Source organism: Collinsella aerofaciens (assembly GCF_040915425.1).
In the GTDB taxonomy this organism is placed as follows: Bacteria; Actinomycetota; Coriobacteriia; order Coriobacteriales; family Coriobacteriaceae; genus Collinsella; species Collinsella aerofaciens_BW.
In genome coordinates this window covers 16,024-33,877 of sequence record NZ_JBCPDN010000020.1, presented here as the reverse complement: position 1 = coordinate 33,877, position 17,854 = coordinate 16,024, and the positions used below count along the sequence as shown (strand labels likewise).

The 17,854-nt window shown below is 60.9% G+C and carries 16 protein-coding genes; 11 read left to right on the top strand and 5 right to left on the bottom strand.

The window, feature by feature from the left end; translation table 11 throughout:
• The first annotated feature begins 263 nt into the window (after window positions 1-263).
• A complete protein-coding gene (tgt, locus tag AB5164_RS04335) occupies window positions 264-1,403 on the top strand; it encodes a tRNA guanosine(34) transglycosylase Tgt (protein ID WP_055285790.1) in 1,140 nt (379 codons plus the stop codon).
• Window positions 1,404-1,636: 233 nt separating this feature from the next.
• Window positions 1,637-2,395, top strand: coding sequence for a TIGR00730 family Rossman fold protein (locus tag AB5164_RS04330; protein ID WP_368142556.1), 759 nt, complete (start codon window positions 1,637-1,639; stop codon window positions 2,393-2,395).
• Window positions 2,396-2,563: 168 nt separating this feature from the next.
• On the opposite strand, the gene AB5164_RS04325 is transcribed toward AB5164_RS04330, so the two are convergent.
• Window positions 2,564-3,424 carry a DegV family protein gene (locus AB5164_RS04325; RefSeq protein ID WP_368142557.1) on the bottom strand — a complete coding sequence of 287 codons (861 nt, stop codon included), beginning with the start codon at window positions 3,422-3,424 and terminating at the stop codon, window positions 2,564-2,566.
• A gap of 156 nt (window positions 3,425-3,580) precedes the next feature.
• Between AB5164_RS04325 and AB5164_RS04320 the strand changes: the two genes are divergently transcribed.
• From AB5164_RS04320 to AB5164_RS04280, 9 genes are all read left to right on the top strand, one after another.
• A complete protein-coding gene (locus tag AB5164_RS04320) occupies window positions 3,581-4,243 on the top strand; it encodes an HAD hydrolase-like protein (protein WP_368142558.1) in 663 nt (220 codons plus the stop codon).
• A 54-nt stretch (window positions 4,244-4,297) separates the two neighbouring features.
• A complete protein-coding gene (locus AB5164_RS04315; protein ID WP_368142559.1) occupies window positions 4,298-5,734 on the top strand; it encodes a M20 family metallopeptidase in 1,437 nt (478 codons plus the stop codon).
• Between the two features lie 435 nt (window positions 5,735-6,169).
• Window positions 6,170-7,108: a phosphate ABC transporter substrate-binding protein gene (locus AB5164_RS04310; protein WP_368142560.1), complete on the top strand. Its 939-nt coding sequence runs from the start codon at window positions 6,170-6,172 to the stop codon at window positions 7,106-7,108.
• 25 nt (window positions 7,109-7,133) lie between these two features.
• On the top strand, window positions 7,134-8,042 hold the full coding sequence (gene pstC, locus AB5164_RS04305) for a phosphate ABC transporter permease subunit PstC (protein WP_368142561.1): 909 nt from the start codon (window positions 7,134-7,136) through the stop codon (window positions 8,040-8,042).
• Entirely contained in the window at window positions 8,035-8,961 is a 927-nt protein-coding gene (gene pstA / locus AB5164_RS04300) for a phosphate ABC transporter permease PstA (protein WP_368142562.1), read from the top strand. The genes pstC and pstA overlap by 8 nt, the downstream gene beginning before the upstream one ends.
• Window positions 8,958-9,830, top strand: coding sequence for a phosphate ABC transporter ATP-binding protein PstB (gene pstB / locus AB5164_RS04295; RefSeq protein ID WP_368142563.1), 873 nt, complete (start codon window positions 8,958-8,960; stop codon window positions 9,828-9,830). The genes pstA and pstB overlap by 4 nt, the downstream gene beginning before the upstream one ends.
• 163 nt (window positions 9,831-9,993) lie before the next feature.
• Entirely contained in the window at window positions 9,994-11,853 is a 1,860-nt protein-coding gene (locus AB5164_RS04290) for an ABC-F family ATP-binding cassette domain-containing protein (protein ID WP_368142564.1), read from the top strand.
• Window positions 11,854-11,859: 6 nt separating this feature from the next.
• Complete coding sequence (locus tag AB5164_RS04285) at window positions 11,860-12,630, top strand: Cof-type HAD-IIB family hydrolase (RefSeq protein ID WP_368142565.1); 771 nt, start codon at window positions 11,860-11,862, stop codon at window positions 12,628-12,630.
• Window positions 12,631-12,817: 187 nt separating this feature from the next.
• Window positions 12,818-13,207 carry a metal-dependent transcriptional regulator gene (locus AB5164_RS04280; RefSeq protein ID WP_368142566.1) on the top strand — a complete coding sequence of 130 codons (390 nt, stop codon included), beginning with the start codon at window positions 12,818-12,820 and terminating at the stop codon, window positions 13,205-13,207.
• 279 nt (window positions 13,208-13,486) lie between these two features.
• Here the strand turns inward: AB5164_RS04280 and AB5164_RS04275 are convergent, their stop codons facing one another.
• From AB5164_RS04275 to AB5164_RS04260, 4 genes are all read right to left on the bottom strand, one after another.
• Window positions 13,487-15,439 (bottom strand): heavy metal translocating P-type ATPase, encoded by a 1,953-nt coding sequence (locus AB5164_RS04275; protein WP_368142567.1) that lies wholly within the window; start codon window positions 15,437-15,439, stop codon window positions 13,487-13,489.
• Window positions 15,440-15,539: 100 nt separating this feature from the next.
• On the bottom strand, window positions 15,540-15,758 hold the full coding sequence (locus AB5164_RS04270) for a cation transporter (RefSeq protein WP_022095001.1): 219 nt from the start codon (window positions 15,756-15,758) through the stop codon (window positions 15,540-15,542).
• Between the two features lie 62 nt (window positions 15,759-15,820).
• Window positions 15,821-16,186 (bottom strand): ArsR/SmtB family transcription factor, encoded by a 366-nt coding sequence (locus AB5164_RS04265; protein ID WP_035137284.1) that lies wholly within the window; start codon window positions 16,184-16,186, stop codon window positions 15,821-15,823.
• Between the two features lie 419 nt (window positions 16,187-16,605).
• Entirely contained in the window at window positions 16,606-17,796 is a 1,191-nt protein-coding gene (locus AB5164_RS04260) for a putative endonuclease domain-containing protein (RefSeq protein WP_161115851.1), read from the bottom strand.
• Between the last annotated feature and the right edge of the window lie 58 nt (window positions 17,797-17,854).

Sequence of the window (17,854 nt, the reverse complement as noted above, 5' to 3'; positions counted from 1 at the left end):
GCGCCTCTGGCACTTCAACAACATTGTCGCAGCCCCGACCCGCGGTCACGAGCGGGGGCTCCTGTCGTTTCCGTGCCTTCGGATTGGGTCATAGTGTCTGACGTTGCCAGAGCATCGTCGTTACCTTGGCTGTTGGATGTAGTCGTTTAAGAGCGTCCTCAACGACTATGACCTCTTTTCACCAGTTTCTGTCGAGTCGGTGCGGTTTGCTGGTTGCCCGTATAATGGTCTGCGTATGAACCGCAACCAAGGAGTTCCAGTTTATGGACCAGAGCCTCTTTAAATTCGACCTGATCGCCGAGGACCCGACCACGCACGCGCGTGCCGGCGTGCTGCATACCCCGCACGGCGACATCGAGACGCCGATCTTTATGCCCGTGGGCACCAAGGCAAACGTCAAGGGTATTCCCACCGAGACCGTCAAGCAGCTCGGCGCCCAGATCGTGCTTGCCAATACCTATCACCTGTCCATGCGCCCTGGCGAGGACACCATCGCCGAGCTGGGTGGACTGCACAAGTTCATGAACTGGCACGGCCCCATCCTCACCGACTCGGGCGGATTCCAGGTCTTCAGCCATAACGACGCCGTTAAGCTCACCGATGAGGGCGTGCGCTTTATCGTCAATGACTACGACGGCCGCCACGTGTTCTGGACGCCCGAGGACAACATGGAAATCGCCATGAAGCTCGGTTCCGACATCTGCATGCAGCTCGACCAGTGCCCCGGCTATCCTGCCACGCGCGCCTACGTCGAGCGCGCGGTGGAGCTGTCGAGCATGTGGGCCGAGCGCTGCTACAAGGCTCACACCCGCGATGACCAGGCACTCTTTGGCATCGTCCAGGGTGGCATGCATCTGGACCTGCGCCTGCGCTCGCTGCGCCATCTGGAGGAGTGCGGCGACTTCCCGGGCTACGGCATCGGCGGCTACTCGGTGGGCGAGGACCACGAGACTATGTTTGAGACGCTGGCACCGCTGGTTTCCGAGTACATGCCTAAGCACAAGCCGCGCTACCTCATGGGCGTCGGCAACCCTACCACGCTCGTGCGCGGCGTTGGCGTGGGCATCGACATGTTCGACTGCGTGTTGCCGACGCGCACCGGCCGCATGGGCACGGCGTTTTCGAGCGAGGGTCGCCTCAACTTCCGCAACGCGCGCTTTGCGCACGACGACGGTCCCATCGATCCCACCTGCACCTGCCCGGTGTGCACGGGCGGCTACAGCCGCGCGCTCATTCGCCACATGGTCACGCAGAAGGAGATGCTCGGCGGCATCCTGCTTTCGATGCACAACATCTACTACCTGCTCAACCTTATGCAGCGTGCTCGCCAGGCCATTATCGAGGGTCGCTATGGTGCATTCGTGAGCGATTGGATGAATAGCCCTGCCGCGGTGGATTACTAAGGGCGGCGCGGGCGCTTGCAGGCACTCGCGCGATGTCGAGACCGCGTGCCAATCGACCGCGCGCAGCCGTCGCCGGGCATCGCATTCGCCGGCGTCGGTTGCGCGACCGCTAACCGATAGCTTGCAAGCACTTGATACATCGTGGGTACCATACCGAATAGTTGATGTTCGGGCGGGTGTTTGGCGCATGGCGTCGAACCCGCCCGTTTTTCTTTTTCTCGATAGGAGTACCCATGATTAAGAACGAGAATGTCGAGGGCGAGCCTTCCTACGACGAGACGTACCGCCGCGGCCCCGTGGTCATGCGCGGCCCGATGATTCCTAAGGACAATACGTACGCTAACCTGCTAGCGCCCGAGGAGTCGACCGACTGGTTGCATGCCGATCCGTGGCGCGTACTGCGCATCCAGGCCGAGTTTGTCGACGGCTTTGGCGCGCTTGCCGAGCTCGGACCTGCGGTGACCATCTTCGGTAGCGCCCGCACGCCCAAGACCGATACGCTCTACAAGGCGGCGCGCACCGTCGGGCGTAAGATTGCCCAGCGCGGCGTGGCGGTTATCACCGGTGGCGGCCCCGGCATCATGGAAGCGGCCAACAAGGGAGCGGCGAGCGTCAACGGCAAGTCAGTTGGTTTGGGCATTGAGCTGCCGCACGAGCAGGGGCTCAACAAATACGTGAACCTCGGTATGGACTTCCGCTACTTCTTTGTGCGCAAGACCATGTTCGTCAAATACAGCTCGGGCGCTATTGTGTTTCCCGGCGGGTTTGGCACGCTCGACGAGATGTTTGAGGTGCTCACGCTGGTGCAAACGCACAAGGTCAAGCGTATGCCGCTTGTGCTGGTAGGCAGCGAGTACTGGCAGGGCCTATTCGACTGGCTTAACGGTTCGGTGATGGACGCCGGTATGATCAGCCCGCTCGATCCGGAGCTGGTGCACATCACCGACGACCTCAACGAGGCCGTCGACATCGCCCTGAGCGGGCTGATGTAGAGTAGCTAAAATGGGACGGGGCTAAAAAGACTGGTCTGAAACGTTTGATATCAGTCTTTTTAGCCCCGTCCCAAATGAACTGCTTCTAAGTTGCGGTGGAATAGGGATTGATTTGCGGCCGATAAGCCAAAAACAGTCCCTATTCCACCGCGAGTGGTAAAGGTGCCCCTAGTGGATGGACTGGTAGCGGGGGCAGTAGCTGATGGCGATGGCGTCGACGCCTACGTGGGTGGCGATGGTGCAGCCGATGGGGCCGGTGCCGGCGTCTACGTAGTCCTGGCCCGCGAGCGCCTCGTTGACAAGTTCCTGCTCCTCGGCGGCGCCGGTCGTGAGCACGCGCACGCTTGAGCCCGGGTGCTCGTCCAAAAACGCGAGGCAATCTGCCATGGTGTTGGCGACGATGCGCTTGGCGCCGCGGCCCTTTTTGATTGCCTTGATCTCGCCCGATTTCCACTCCGGCGAAACGGCCAGGCGAATGTTGAGCATTTGCGTGAGCTGGCCGGCGAGCTTGGGCGCGCGGCCGTTCTTAACGAGATTCTCGAGCGTGCGGGGAATCAGCAGCAGGTGGGCGTCGGGCAGCGTCGCGCGGATCTGCGCCTCGGTCTCGTCCAGGCTGCGGCCATCTTCGCGCATGGCCCGCGCGTACTCCACCAGCAGGCCCTCGGCGCCCGAGCCAGTGCGCGAATCGATGCAGCGCACGTCGAGCTCGTGGGTCTCGGCGACCAGGCATGCGTTGGAATAGCAGGCGGACCATTCGCTGCACAGCGAGATAAAGATCGCGCTGTCGTGGCCGTCAGCACGCACGCGGTCAAAGAGTGCCTTGAACTCGCCGGCACTCGGCTGCGAGGTGTGCGGCAGCTGCTCGGAGCCGGCCATGCGCGCGACGTACTCCTGGGCGGTAATCTGTACCTGGTCGAGCAGGTCCTCGCCCTCGATAATCACATGCAGCGGAATCACGTAAATGCCGAGTTCTTGAGCGCGGGCGGGGGAGATGTCCGACGTGGAGTCGGTTATGATGGCAAAAGACATAATTGCACCTTTCGTTGGGGCGCTTGCGCGCCGCCTTCTTAGAGCAAAGTGCGACAAGTATAGTTGAGTTGCTCTACATTGCTAGGTTCAATTGTTGAATAGTCAACAGTTTGAAGTGACGGTGTGGAAATCATCAACTGGGGAAGAGGGATGCCGATGGCGGCATTACAGCTATGCGAGCGGCCGATTGTGTTGTTCGATTTTGACGGCACGGTGGCCGATACGGGTCGGGCGGTGATGACCTCGACGCGCAAGGCGTTGGCCGCGCGCGGGTTTTCGGAGGCGCAGATGGGTGACCTGCGCCGCATGATCGGGCCGCCCCTGTGGAAGAGCTTTCACGACTTTTATGGCTTTTCCCGCGAGGAGTCGCTTGTGGTGGCCGACGAGTACCGTGCCTTTTTTGACGAGCTGGGACCGGAGGAGTATCCCGTGTTCGACGGGATCCCCGAGCTGCTGGATGGGTTGGTCGCCCAGGGCAAGCGCTTGGCCGTGGCGACGTCGCGCATGGAGGCGAAGTGTATCGACATGGTGCATGAGCTGGGTCTTTCTCAGTTTGAGGCGGTGGCTGGCATGAATCCGCTGCAGGGGCGCGAGACCAAGGCCGATTCGGTCCGCGATGCCCTGGCAGAGCTCGGTATGACGGCGTGCGATGCCGTGATGATCGGCGATCGCTTCAACGATGTGGAGGGCGCGCACGCAATGGGCGTACCGTGCATCGGTATCTATTCGGGCGCGGCGGCGCCGGGCGAGCACGAGGCGGCGGGTGCCGATGCAGTGGTGCACTCGGTGGCCGAGCTTGCTAAACTTTTCGCTATATAAGCACTTGATGTGAGGGGCGGGCGTACCCGTCGCTCATTGGTAAGGAGGCAGTCCATGAATCAGGTGGAGCAGAGCGTTACCGAGTATGTCGACGAGGTCTGGGAGGATGTCGTCGCCGATATCGAGCAGCTGGTGAGTTATCCGTCCGTAGCCGTTGCTGCCGATGCGGAGCCTAGCGCGCCGTTTGGCCGCCCGGTTCGTGATGCGCTCGATTGCGCGCTCGGCATTGCGCAAAAGCTCGGCTACCAGACGAGCGACGACGAGGGCTATGTGGGCATTGCCGATATCCCGGGTCGCGGCGACAAGCAGCTCGCGACCATCTGCCACGTGGACGTGGTGCCCGCCGGCCCCGGCTGGAACACCGACCCGTTTGCGATGGAGCGTCGCGAGGGATGGCTGCTCGGCCGTGGCGTGATTGATGACAAGGGTCCGGCGGTGTTGTCGCTCTACGCCGGTGCCTACCTGCTCAAGCACGGCATTGTGCCGCGCTATACCTTTCGCGCACTGCTGGGCTGCGATGAGGAAGTGGGCATGTCCGACGTTCACCATTATCTGGAGAACCACGCAGACCCCGACTTTTTGTTTACGCCCGATGCCGAGTTCCCGGTCTGCAATGCCGAGAAGGGCCAGTTTGGGGCGACGTTTGTGAGCCCCAAGATCGACGGCGGGCGCATTGTGTCCTGGAGCGGTGCCGAGGCGAGCAACGCCATTCCGTCGCAGTCCATCTGCGAGCTCGCGATTGCCGCCGATGAGCTGCCGGCGCCCGTTGAGAACGCCGACCGCCTGGAGATCACGGCGCTTGATAACGGGCATGCGCAGATTTTCGCCCACGGTATTGGCGGCCACGCTTCGATGCCAGAGGGAACGATCAACGCCGTCGGCCTGATCGTGGCGTATCTGCGCGAGGCCGAGGACGCGTTTGGTGCACGCGACGAGCGTCTGCTGACGCCTGCCGAGCACGAGTTCGTCAAGTTCCTGGCCTTTGTGCATGCGGATGCCTATGGCCGCGGCCTAGGTATCGATGCGACGAGTCCGGCGTTTGGCCCGCTTACCTGCAACGCTGGAGTCATCCGCGTGGCGGATGGCCATATTGAGCAGGTCATCGACGTGCGCTTCCCCGACAGTACGAGTGCCGATACCATCCGCGAGCAGCTCGACCCGCTCGTGGGCCGTTTTGGCGTGACGTGTCAGCTGGGTCGCGCTAAGGTGCCGTTCTCGGTGTCTGCCGACGATCCGGCCGTGAAGGCGCTTATTGATACCTATAACGAGTTTACGGGCAAGCATGCTGAGCCCTTTGCTATGGGCGGCGGTACGTACGCGCGCAACTTTGCCCGCGCCGTCTCGTTTGGCCCCGAGGAGACCGGCCTGGAGCTGCCCGAGTGGGGCGGCCAGATGCACGGTCCCAACGAGTGCGCCAACGAGGACCAGCTCAAGCAGGCGCTCAAGATCTATATTGTTGCGATCCTCCGTTTGAATGAATTAGAGCTTTAGGGTTACGCGGTTTTACCAAACCGCGTAACAGCTCGACGCTGCAAACGCCCCTAAGCGGCAATCTGACGTTCAATCGTCGGTCGCGTACCGAAGTACGCTTCCCTCCTCTTTCACGTCACCTTGCTCGCTTAGGGGCGTTTTCGCTGACCTATGCTCAACCTGCGGGGTTTCCAAGGTAGCCATTGGGGACGTTCTTAAATGACTAGTCAAACAAGACTGTCTCCAATGACTACCTTCCTCTGGTGTAAAAGGCGCGCCACGCTAAATGCCGGGTTTGTTATTCGTTTGTAAAGGCCGTGCTGCGCTTGCGGTAAGGGTCTATCAAATGCCCGTAAGAAACCGTAGTTGGCGCGGACGCTGCCCGGTCGGGGCCGTATCTTTCCAAACAGCAAAGCGGGCGGGGTGCCCGCGAGTCGCATGTATGAAAGGAAGATCATGCTCGATCAGGCTTATTCTCGTCGTCAGTTCCTCGGCCTCGCTGGTGGTCTTGCCAGCATCGTCGGTCTCGGTCTCGTTGGTTGCGGCGGCTCCGGCGCATCCGACGCCGCCGACAAGGGTAGCGCCGCTGCTGCCGAGTCCGTCTCCGGCGAGGTGACCTACGACGGCGCCTCCTCGTTCCAGGCTCTCGTCGAGGCCGCTGCCGAGAAGTTCATGGATGCCAACCCGGACGTCTCCGTCTCCGGCTCGGGTAACGGTTCGGGCAAGGGCCTGACCGCTGTTGCCGCCGGCACCGTCACCATCGGCAACTCCGACGTCTTCGCCGAGACCAAACTCGAGGCCGACCAGGTCAAGAAGCTCGTCGACCACGAGGTTGCCGTCGTGGGCATGGGCCCCGTCGTCTCCAAGAACGTGACGGTCGACGACCTGTCCCTCGAGCAGCTCAAGGGCATCTTCTCCGGCCAGATCACCAACTGGAAGGAGGTCGGCGGCGACGACGCCAAGATCGTCGTCCTCAACCGCAAGGCCGGCTCCGGTACTCGCGCCACCTTCGAGGCTGCCGTCTTTGGCGACGAGGCTGTCGACTTTAAGGGCGACGCCGAGCTCGACAAGTCCGGCGACGTCCAGACTCAGATGGGCAGCACCGACAACGCCATCTCCTACCTCGACTTCTCGCACTTCGACGACTCCAAGTTCAACGCCATCAAGGTCGAGGGCGTGGAGCCCAAGAGCAAGAATGTCACCGACGGCTCCTTCAAGATCTGGGCGACCGAGCACATGTACTGTGCAAAGGACGCCGACGAGGCTACCAAGGCCTTCCTGGAGTTCATGCTTTCCGACGACGTCCAGGGCAAGCTCGTCGAGGAGCAGGGCTTCATCCCCGTCTCTGCCATGAAGGTCGTCAAGGACGCCAGCGGCAAGGTCTCCGCTAAATAAGTAGTCGCCCCCGGAAAGGTTTGCAATGGCAAAACAGCTGCCAAAGCGCGACCTTGAGAACGTGGGCCTGTGCGTCACAGGCGCGTGCGTAGCGCTCGTGACGCTTGTCGTTGCCGCGCTCATCTTTATGGTCGCCCAAAAGGGCCTCTCGGCTTTTGTCAAAGACGGCGTCTCGGTCGTCGAGTTTTTCACCGGCACCAAGTGGGACCTGGCCAACACGGCTAAAAACGGCCTGCCCTACACCGGCGCCCTGCCCCTGATCGTCACCTCGTTTGCGGTCATGGTGCTCTCCACGCTCATCGCGTTGCCCATCGCCATCGGCTCTGCCATCTTTGCGGTCGAGATCCAACCAAAATTTGGCTCCAAGATCTTTCAGCCGCTTATTGAGCTTTTGACCGGTATTCCCTCGGTCGTCTTTGGCTTGATCGGCTTTCACGTTGTCGTCGGCCTTATGAAGAGCGTTTTCCACGTGAGCACGGGCTTGGGTATCCTGCCCGGTGCCATCGTACTGGCCGTCATGATCCTGCCGACCATGACCACGCTTTCGGTCGACGGCCTGCGCGCCGTGCCCGACAGCTACCGCCAGGGCTCGCTCGCGTTGGGCTACACCCGCTGGCAGACCATCTGGCACGTGGTGCTCAAGTCCGCCATGCCGTCGCTCATGACTGCGGTCATCCTGGGTATGACCCGCGCCTTTGGCGAGACGCTCGCCGTGCGCATGGTTATCGGCGGCATCGAGGCCATGCCGATGTCGCTGCTGTCGCCGGCGTCCACTATCACCACCACGCTCACCACGTCCATGGCGGTCTATGCCGAGGGCTCGGCCCAGGATGATGTTCTGTGGGCACTCGGCCTGCTGCTGATGGGCATGAGCCTCATCTTCATCCTGATCATCCACCTTATCGGCCGCAAGGGGGCGAAGGCTCGTGGCTAGCACGCGTATCCACATCGACGAGGCGAGGCTCGGGCGCGTCCAAAAGCAGGACCGCTTCGTCACGGGCGTGTTGACGGCGATCGTCGCCATCGTCATGCTCATCGTCATCTCCATGGTGGCCTATATCCTGTTCGAGGGCATCTCGACGCTGTTCCAGCCGGGCTTTCTCACAGAGCCGTCGCGCGCCAACGGAACGCAGGGCGGCGTGCTCTACCAGCTGTTCGACTCGTTCTACCTGCTGCTGATCACTCTGATCATCTCGGTGCCCATCAGCCTGGGTGGCGCGGTCTTTTTGGTTGAGTACGCGCCGGACGGACCCATCCGCGACATCGCCTCCACCGCCATCGAGACGCTGTCCTCGCTGCCTTCCATCGTCGTCGGCATGTTCGGCTTTCTGGTGTTCTCGGTGCAGCTGGGCTGGAAGTACTCCATCATCTCCGGCGCCGTCGCGCTCACCATGTTCAACATCCCCATCCTGGTGCGCGTGATCCAGCAGGCGCTCGAGGACGTGCCGCAGGCCCAGCGCGATGCGTGCCTGGCCATGGGCCTCACTCGCTGGGAGGCCACGCTGCACATCCTGATCCCCGAGGCCATGCCCGCTATCGTGACCGGCATCGTGCTTTCGGCCGGCCGTGTGTTTGGCGAGGCCGCAGCACTGCTCTTTACCTCGGGCATGAGCTCGCCGGTTCGCCTGAACTTCTTGAGCTTTAACCTGTCGAGCCCCACCTGCGCCTGGAACGTGTTCCGCCCCGGCGAGTCGCTCGCCGTGCACATCTACAAGATCTATGGCGAAGGCAGCCCCGAGGCCCAGCAGATCGTCTGGGGCACCGCGGCGCTGCTGATGATTTGCGTGCTGCTGTTTAACGTAATCGCCCGCATTGTGGGCAAGCAACTGGCAAGGAAGATGACGGCCGAATGAGCGAGATAAATGCAACGCCCGCAACCGAAGCGGCCGCGTCCGACACCCAGGACTTTCTATCGAGTGTGGGGGAGAGCGAGAAGCGCGTGCGCGTGAGCGGCAAGGCCGTGAGCGACGAGGTCGTGCTCTCCACCAAGGACGTCAACGTGTACTATGGCGACCACCATGCACTGCACAATACGTCGCTCGACTTTCACAAGGGCGAGATCACGGCGCTCATCGGGCCTTCGGGCTGCGGTAAGTCGACCTTCTTGCGTAGCCTCAACCTTATGAATCGCGAGATTCGCGGCTGCCGCGTGGAGGGCGAGATCAACTATCGCGGGCGCAACGTGAACACCAAGACCGAGAACACCTACGAGTTGCGTCGCTCCATTGGCATGGTGTTCCAGCAGCCCAATCCGTTTCGCAAGTCCATTCGCGACAACATCACGTTTGCGCCTAGGCGCCACGGCATCACCGACCGCGACGAACTCGACCGCATGGTCGAGGAGAGCCTGCGCGGCGCGGCGCTGTGGGACGAGGTCAAGGACAAGCTCGACAAGAGCGCCTATGCGCTTTCGGGCGGTCAGCAGCAGCGCATGTGCATCGCGCGCACGCTGGCGCTCAACCCCGACGTGATCTTGTTCGACGAGCCCTGCTCGGCGCTCGACCCCATCTCGACGCTGGCGATCGAGGACCTGATGTCATCGATCGTTGCCGACCGCGCCATCGTCATCGTGACGCACAACATGGAGCAGGCGTCGCGTGTGTCCAACCGCACGGCGTTCTTCTACATGGGCGATATGGTCGAGTACGACGAGACTGACGAGATTTTCCAACGGCCCAAGGATAAGCGGCTGAATGATTACCTCACCGGCATGTTCTCCTAGTCCGGGACATGCTTGAGGCCCGCGGCGGCCACGGTTGCCACGGGACTGATTGGAGAGGCGGGTCATCTCTTTTGGGAGATGGCCCGCCTTTTTGTGTCGTGTGCGGCCCGCCTTTTCGCTGCTATTATGGACAACGTTGAATTTCTACGAAGGGGCAGGGCATATGGCGATTCTTTTGGGATGCGATTCCGTCAGCCTAGAGTTTCCCACCAAGCATATTTTCGATAGCGTGACGCTCGGCGTGGGCGAGGGCGACCGTATTGGTATTGTCGGCAAAAACGGCGACGGCAAGTCGACGCTGCTGAGCGTGCTCGCCGGCACGCTGGAGCCCGATGACGGGCGCGTGACGCACCGTCGCGGCACCACGATCGGTCCGCTCGGCCAAAAGGACAACCTGGTCGATACCGACACCGTGCATCATGCCGTCGTGGGCGACACGCCCGAGTATGAGTGGGCGTCGAGTCCGCGTACGCGCCAGATTCTGGCCGGCCTTATTAGCGATGTGCCCTGGGAGGGCACGGTGGGCGAGCTTTCGGGCGGCCAGCGCCGTCGCGTGGACCTCGCGCGCCTGCTGATCGGCGACTACGACGTGCTCATGCTCGACGAGCCCACCAACCACCTGGACATGCGCACCATCAACTGGCTCGCGCGTCACTTAAAGGCCCGCTGGCAGCGTGGCCAGGGCGCCATGCTCGTGGTCACGCATGACCGTTGGTTCTTGGACGAGGTCTGCACCAGCATGTGGGAGGTCCACGACGGCCAGGTCGACCCCTTCGAGGGCGGTTACTCGGCCTACATCCTGCAGCGCGTGGAACGCGACCGCATGGCCGCGGTTACCGAGGAGCGCCGTCGCAACATGGCACGTAAGGAGCTCGCGTGGCTGAGCCGCGGTGCCCAGGCTCGTTCCACCAAGCCCAAGTTTCGCGTGGATGCCGCCCGCGAGCTGATCGCCGACGTGCCGCCCGTGCGTGACGAGCTGGAGCTCAAACGCCTCGCCGTGAGCCGCTTGGGCAAGCAGGTTATCGATGTGGTCGACGTGGACGCCGGCTATGCGGATGTCGATGGCGCGCCCAAGCAGGTACTCTCCGACGTGACCTGGTTCATTGGTGCGGGCGACCGCTATGGTCTTTTGGGCGAGAATGGCGCTGGCAAGTCGACGCTGCTTGATGTGATCCAGGGCAAAATTGCGCCCACGCGCGGCCGCGTGAAGATTGGCCAGACAGTGCGCTTTGGCGTGCTGTCGCAGCAGCTCGAGGAGCTCGAGCCCTTCATGGGCGACACGATTCGCGAGGTGCTCAGCAACTATAAGAAGTACTACGTCATCGACGGCAAGGAGACTTCGCCCGAGAAGCTCTGTGAGCGTCTGGGCTTTACGACGCAGCAGCTCTGGAGCCGCATCGGCGATCTTTCGGGCGGCCAGCGCCGTCGCCTGTCGCTGCTGCTGACAATCCTGGACGAACCCAACGTGCTCATCCTGGACGAGCCCGGCAACGACCTGGATACCGACATGCTCGCGATTGTCGAGGACCTGCTCGACGGCTGGCCCGGCACGTTGATCCTGGTGACGCACGACCGCTTTTTGATGGAGCGCGTGACCGACCAACAGTGGGCGCTGCTCGACGGCCACCTGACGCATATGCCCGGTGGCGTGGACCAGTACCTGCGCCTGTGCAACGCTACCGCCGAGGGCGAGCCCGTGGGCGCGCCGAGCGCCAAGACCGGCACGTTTGACACCGGTGCCGCGGCAGCTGCGGCCGAAAAGCCTAAGGCAAGCGGTCAGCCCAATGGCCTTTCCAACGCCGAACGTCAGAAGCTCCGCCGCGAGGTGAGCTCGCTCGAGCGCAAGATGGAGACGCAGCGCGCTCGCGTTGAGGAGGCCGAGGCCGCGATGGCCCAGGTCGATCCCACCAACTACACGGCGCTCGGCGAGCAGCAGGCAAAGATCGACGAGGCTCACGCTGCCATGGACGAGCTGGAGATGGCGTGGCTCGAGGCGAGCGAAAAGCTCGAGGGCGAGGAGTAGGCGAGAATGATCAAAGCCGCGTTTTTCGATATCGACGGCACGCTGCTGAGCTTTAAGACCCACCGGATTCCGGCGTCGGCGCAGCAGGTGCTCGACAGCTTTCACGAGCAGGGGATCGCGTGCGTGATCGCCACGGGCCGTCCGACCTACCAGATGCCGGACTGGCTGTTCGACCTGGGCTGGGATGCGTACATTACGCTTTCGGGCCAGCACTGCTTTGATGCCGAGGGGGTTTACCGCAGCTGCCCGATCGATTCGGACGACGTCGCGGTGATTGTGGACCAGGTGGCGCAGGGGCGCTACGACTCGCTGTGCATGCAGGGCGAGAACTCGTTTGTGAACCGCCTGTCCGAGCGCGTGGTGACGGCTGGCAGCAACGCGGGAATCGTCTACCACGAGGAGCCGTTTGAGCACGCCTTTGACGCACCGGTCTACCAGTTCTGCGCCTTTGTGGACCCTGACGACGAGCATATCGTGACCGATGCCGTGTCGCATTCGCTCACCACGCGCTGGTGCGACCTGTTCTGTGACATTATTCCCGCTAACGGCGGCAAGGACCTGGGCGTGGCGGCGACGCTGGAGCGCCTGGGCATCGACGCGAGCGAGGCGATTGCCTTTGGCGACGGCGAGAACGACCTGTCGATGTTCTCGGCCGTGGGCACAAGTGTGGCCATGGGCAACGCACAAGAGACCGTGAAGGCCGCGGCGACCTACGTGACGACCGCCGTAGACGACGATGGGATCTACAACGCCGCCAAGCACTTTGGGCTGCTATAGCTGCGGGCCGGCACCGGCACCTGGGGACACTCCTTGAGGAGCGTCCCCATTTTGTTTTCGTCCCGCACGTTTTGTGAAACACGGCTAACTTTTAGTCAAAGTAGTAAGACATGGGCAACTTTTGCGGTAAAGTAAATCAAGCAAAAGTATCCAAAGGCTAACTAGAAGCCATCGCGAAAGGCGGCCCATGGCCCTGCGTGAATCTGGAGAAGACTATCTCGAATCGATCTACGTTCTGTCGAAGCGCCAAGGCACGGTGCGCTCGATCGACGTCGCCGAATACCTGGGTGTGACCAAGGCGAGCGTCTCTAAAGCCATGGCGACGCTGGAGAACAGCGGCTACGTGGAGATGGGCAAGCGCGACGTTCATCTGACGGAGCGGGGGCTTGAGATTGCCCGTCAAATGTGGGAGCGCCATTGCTTTTTTGTGGGGCTGCTAGAGGACGCTGGCGTATCGCCCGAGGTTGCCTCGCAAGAGGGCTGCCACATGGAGCATTGCCTGAGCGAGGAGAGCTTCGAGAAGCTAAGGTCGATGCTGGGACGGGAAGATGTAGCGGGTCCAACAACAGAAGCCTAACTGACCCACAGTAGCGCGGAGTTCGCGCAAAGCGCGAACCAGCGACCGGGACCAGCGGCCCTTTCGGCCAAGTCTATTTCAGCAAAGGAACCCCGCCAGCAAGCGATGCTCAAGAACTGCCAGCTACGTCACCGCAGGCCGGGGCCGGGCTTGGTTTTGAAAACACTCCGCAGCGCGAGGCCCGCCTTTCCGTTGCTCCGCAGGAGCAGGAAAGACGGGCCTCATGCGCGAGGACGTTTTCAAAACCAAGCCCGGCCCCGGCCGGACAGCCCACGAACGCTACAGGTTCTTGACCCCCATCGCGCGCATGGCGTTCAGGATGGCGATGATCGCCACGCCCACATCGCCAAAGACGGCAAGCCACATATTGGCGATACCCAGTGCTGCCAGCACAAGGATCAGCAGCTTAATGCCCAGCGCAAAGATGATGTTCTGCCAGACGATCGACATGGTCTTGCGCGCCACACGGATGGCGTGGGCGATGTTGGACGGTTTGTCGTCTATGAGCACGACGTCGGCGGCCTCGATCGCGGCGTCGGACCCCATGGCGCCCATGGCAATGCCCACATCGGCACGGGTGAGAACGGGCGCATCGTTGATGCCGTCGCCCACAAAGGCGAGCTTGCCCTTGCCGCTTTCGGCCGCGAGCAGCGCTTCAACACGCTCGACCTTGTCGCCCGGCAGCAGCTGCGCGTGGAGCTCGTCGAGCCCCAGCTGCTTGGCCACCGCAGCAGCCACTTCCTCGCGGTCGCCCGTGAGCATGACGGTGCGCTTGACGCCGGCGGCGTGCAGGTCGCGGATCGTCTGCTCGGCATCGGCCTTAACGGTGTCTGCAATCACGATGTGGCCGGCGTACACGCCGTCAACGAGCACGTGGAGGATTGTGCCGACAACCTCGCAATTGGGAGCGTCGATACCGGCCGCAGCAAGCATCTTGGCATTGCCAACGACGACGTGCTTGCCGTCGATGGTTGCCGTCACGCCATGGCCCGCGTCGTTGGTGGAGTCGCTTACGCGCTTGGGGTCGACCTCGCCATGGTAGGCGGCGCGCACGGACTGCGCGATGGGGTGATCGGAGAACGACTCCGCAAGGGCTGCGACCTCGAGCAACGACTGCTCGGTATAGCCAGACTCGGGGTGCACCGCCACGACCGAAAACGTGCCGTTGGTGAGCGTGCCGGTCTTGTCGAAGACGACGGTGTCCACGTCGGCGAGCGTTTCGAGGTAGTTAGAACCCTTGATGAGAACGCCTAGTTTGGATGCGCCGCCGATGCCGCCAAAGAAGCTGAGCGGCACGCTGATCACGAGCGCGCACGGGCAGCTTACGACCAGGAAGGTCAGGCCGCGCAGGATCCAGTCGGACCAGGCGCCGGTGACCAAGCCGCCGCCAAGCGCGAGCACCGCGGCAGCGCCGGTGACGGCGGGCGTGTAGACGCGGGCGAAGCGCGTGATGAAGTTCTCGGTGCGCGCCTTCTTTTCGCTGGCGTTTTCTACGAGCTCCAGGACGCGCGCGACGGTGGACTCGCCAAATGGCTTGGTGGTGCGCACGTGGATGAGACCCGTCATGTTGATGCAGCCGCTGATGATGTCGTCGCCGGACTTGGCGGGGCGGGGAACTGACTCGCCCGTGAGTGCGGCGGTGTCGAGCTGGGTTTCGCCTTCGACGATGACGCCGTCGATAGGCACGCGCTCACCGGGCTTGACCACGATCACGGTGCCGACGGCGATGTCATCGGGGAAGACCTGCTCGAGTGTGCCGTCGGGCTGCTCGACGTTAGCGTAGTCGGGCGCGATGTCCATCATGGCACTGATCGACTTGCGGCTCTTGCCCACGGCGTATGCCTGGAACAGCTCGCCGACCTGGTAGAACAGCATGACGGCGGCGCCTTCGGCCATGTGCGGGTCGGTATCGGGGAAGAGCACCATGGCAAACGCGCCGATGGTCGCGACGGCCATGAGGAAGCTCTCGTCGAAGGCCTTGCCGCGGCGGATGTTATTGAATGCCTTTTGCAGTACGTCGTAGCCGGCAATCAAAAACGGCACGAGGAACAGCACAAAGCTGGCGTAGATGTCGCCCGGGGTGCCGAATGCGGCAGTGAGGGTGCCGAGCTCATCGAGGGCGTACACCACGGCAAAAATGCCCAGCGCTACCAGGATGCGGTTGCGCTTATGCTCGAGTGATTCTTTTTTCTTGCGCTTCTTCTTTTTCTTTTTGGGGTCGGCGGTGGCCATGACTCGTATCCTCCCATTTGAATGAATGAACACTCGTTCATATAATTTCGCGAGCAAAGGCCGCGGCAAGCGCGGCCTTGCAGGTTGGCGTAAACCTGGGCTAGAGAATGATCTCGCAGTCCGGCTCGGCGTCGGCCGTAAACTCAACAACGCGGTTGAGCACCTCGTCGAACTCAGCATCATCGGCCTCGAGCGTCAGCTTCTGGGTCATAAAGTTGACGGACACGGATTTGACGCCCTCGAGCTTGGCCAGCTCGTCCTGAAGCTCGCGCGCACAGTTGGCGCAATCGATCTCATCGAGCTTGTACTGCTTTTTCATGGTGGGTTCCTTTCCCGTTTTTGCGGCTTGGGTGCAGGCCGCGCTGGTACCGTGGTTGGTTGCTATTCGCAGATATGGCTCATGCCCTGGTTGAGCATGGTGTAGACGTGGTCGTCGGCGAGCGAGTATAGGATATTGCGCCCGTCGCGCCGGAATTTAACCAGGTGCGACTGCTTGAGTGTGCGCAGCTGGTGCGACACCGCGGACTGCGAGGTTTCGGTCGCTTCGGCGATGTCTGCCACGCAGAGCTCGCGGCCCATGAGGGCGTAAAGGATCTTGATGCGCGTGGTGTCGCTGAAGACCTTGAACAGGTCGGCGAGGTCGTAGAGAAGCTCCTCGTCGGGAAGGTCCTCGGGCGAGCAGGTGGTCGGGATCGCGGGTTCGGTGGCCTCGATGTCGAGTTTCGTTTCATCAACGCGGATGCTCATTGCAATATCCTTTCATATGAACATGCGCTCATATAATTTACTTTCGATTATATGAGTGCATGTTCATATGTCAATGACGTTCAGGTAATTCGTTGTACAAAATGATGGGGAATAGTGGACGAGATCCCGGACTGAGCGTTTTTTGATAGTCGATGCCAAGGTGGGTACCCTCGTGCCGTGCAAAAAATGGAGTATTCTGCAACTATAGGGGTCCGCTAATTTATTGCAGGTCATATAATGCAGTTCAAGAGTTATCTTAGGGTGTTAATCCGATGAGTTCTTCCTCAAATGTTGCCTAACGCTCTCACGCAAGAGTGATTTCGCTTCACATTTGGATCCACTCGAGGGTGATAGACACCCGACCCTGCTGAATACTCGCAATTTTGCACGTCGCTAGGGTACCCACCTTGTTAGCCGGCCTAGTCTCCGGCCCCGAAGACCCTGCCCTCGGGCGCGAGGCTGCTTGTTTGGGCAAATGATGGGCTGTCGGATTCGACAGTCTGCATGTCATCGATTGCCGGAACTTCATTAATTGTCGGGTCATCCAGCGTGATGCCTTCGAGCGTTGCTTTTTCGAGGTCGATTCGTTGACGCTCTTCGGAATCCTGGCGAAGCTGCTTCTGAATTCGCTTTTTCTCTTCTATAAACCTTCTGAGCACAAACTGTCTCAGGTCCTCTTGCATGATTTGAAAGTCTTTTGGCAGACGCGAGGGGCGTACGCCCTCTTTCCGCTGGATTGCTTCCATGACCCTAACAAAAGAGCTGGCATGCATAAAGGAATAACGGCTGACGGTGATGATTCCGTACCCCATGGACGCAAGTGCATTCTTGCGCTCCTCATCGATGGCGCGGTCTTCTTCCGCGTCATGATAAAAACCGTTGTATTCAATGTCTGTGCGAGATTTCTTTAGATACGCATCCATAAAGAACTTTTTGCGTCTCGTGAGATTCTTTGCGGCAGTGGTGACCTGCACCTCGTAATCGGTCTCAATTCCCTTAATACCAAGCCCTCCTTCGCTTTTGGGCAGCGTTAACATCATGACAAAGGCTGTTTCCATAGGAGACCGGCATCCGTCGCGCACACATTGGATCGCCTTTCGGGCAAGGGCCAGACCGTCGCATCTGGTAATGGAATTAAAGAACTGCTTTAACCTCTCGGTCGAGGTGAGCGCGAAACGCTCGGTATAGGAGGTGGAAGAGTCGGTTCCAAGGGAATAAGCGCCGCACAGTTCAAAGTAGTACTCCACTAGTTCGCGAAAAGAAAGATAGGTGGCGGCCTGAAGTGCGCAAAGCTCAACGCCAACAATGAAGATGCCATCTTTGAGCTCTATAAAGCGTGAGTTCGAGAATCGTTTTGAAGAAACGTGGCATTGACAGTTCATTGCATAGCGCGCATTCCTGCGATCAAACACCATCACCTCGAGGGAATCATTTGTGTCGAGGGAAACATCATGTTTGGTGAGCCATTCTGCGGCTGCGTCAAGGAACGTTCCGGTGGGACATGATCCGTAAATCGCGGCAGGGCTACAGGACTCGATGCCTTTCGCAGACACCGAATGCGCGGCCTGGTAGACCGCTTTTGCAGTGGTATGTGACAATACGATACTCATGATATATATCGTGTCAGCTAATGCCGTGTTGACGGCGCTGAGTGGAAAAGCCGTTTTA

Coding starts and splice junctions, on each gene's coding strand:
- tgt (WP_055285790.1), top strand. CDS start 264: ATGGACCAGAGCCTCTTTAAATTCGACCTGATCGCCGAGGACCCGACC.
- AB5164_RS04330 (WP_368142556.1), top strand. CDS start 1,637: ATGATTAAGAACGAGAATGTCGAGGGCGAGCCTTCCTACGACGAGACG.
- AB5164_RS04325 (WP_368142557.1), bottom strand. CDS start 3,424: ATGTCTTTTGCCATCATAACCGACTCCACGTCGGACATCTCCCCCGCC.
- AB5164_RS04320 (WP_368142558.1), top strand. CDS start 3,581: ATGGCGGCATTACAGCTATGCGAGCGGCCGATTGTGTTGTTCGATTTT.
- AB5164_RS04315 (WP_368142559.1), top strand. CDS start 4,298: ATGAATCAGGTGGAGCAGAGCGTTACCGAGTATGTCGACGAGGTCTGG.
- AB5164_RS04310 (WP_368142560.1), top strand. CDS start 6,170: ATGCTCGATCAGGCTTATTCTCGTCGTCAGTTCCTCGGCCTCGCTGGT.
- pstC (WP_368142561.1), top strand. CDS start 7,134: ATGGCAAAACAGCTGCCAAAGCGCGACCTTGAGAACGTGGGCCTGTGC.
- pstB (WP_368142563.1), top strand. CDS start 8,958: ATGAGCGAGATAAATGCAACGCCCGCAACCGAAGCGGCCGCGTCCGAC.
- AB5164_RS04290 (WP_368142564.1), top strand. CDS start 9,994: ATGGCGATTCTTTTGGGATGCGATTCCGTCAGCCTAGAGTTTCCCACC.
- AB5164_RS04285 (WP_368142565.1), top strand. CDS start 11,860: ATGATCAAAGCCGCGTTTTTCGATATCGACGGCACGCTGCTGAGCTTT.
- AB5164_RS04280 (WP_368142566.1), top strand. CDS start 12,818: ATGGCCCTGCGTGAATCTGGAGAAGACTATCTCGAATCGATCTACGTT.
- AB5164_RS04275 (WP_368142567.1), bottom strand. CDS start 15,439: ATGGCCACCGCCGACCCCAAAAAGAAAAAGAAGAAGCGCAAGAAAAAA.
- AB5164_RS04270 (WP_022095001.1), bottom strand. CDS start 15,758: ATGAAAAAGCAGTACAAGCTCGATGAGATCGATTGCGCCAACTGTGCG.
- AB5164_RS04265 (WP_035137284.1), bottom strand. CDS start 16,186: ATGAGCATCCGCGTTGATGAAACGAAACTCGACATCGAGGCCACCGAA.
- AB5164_RS04260 (WP_161115851.1), bottom strand. CDS start 17,796: ATGAGTATCGTATTGTCACATACCACTGCAAAAGCGGTCTACCAGGCC.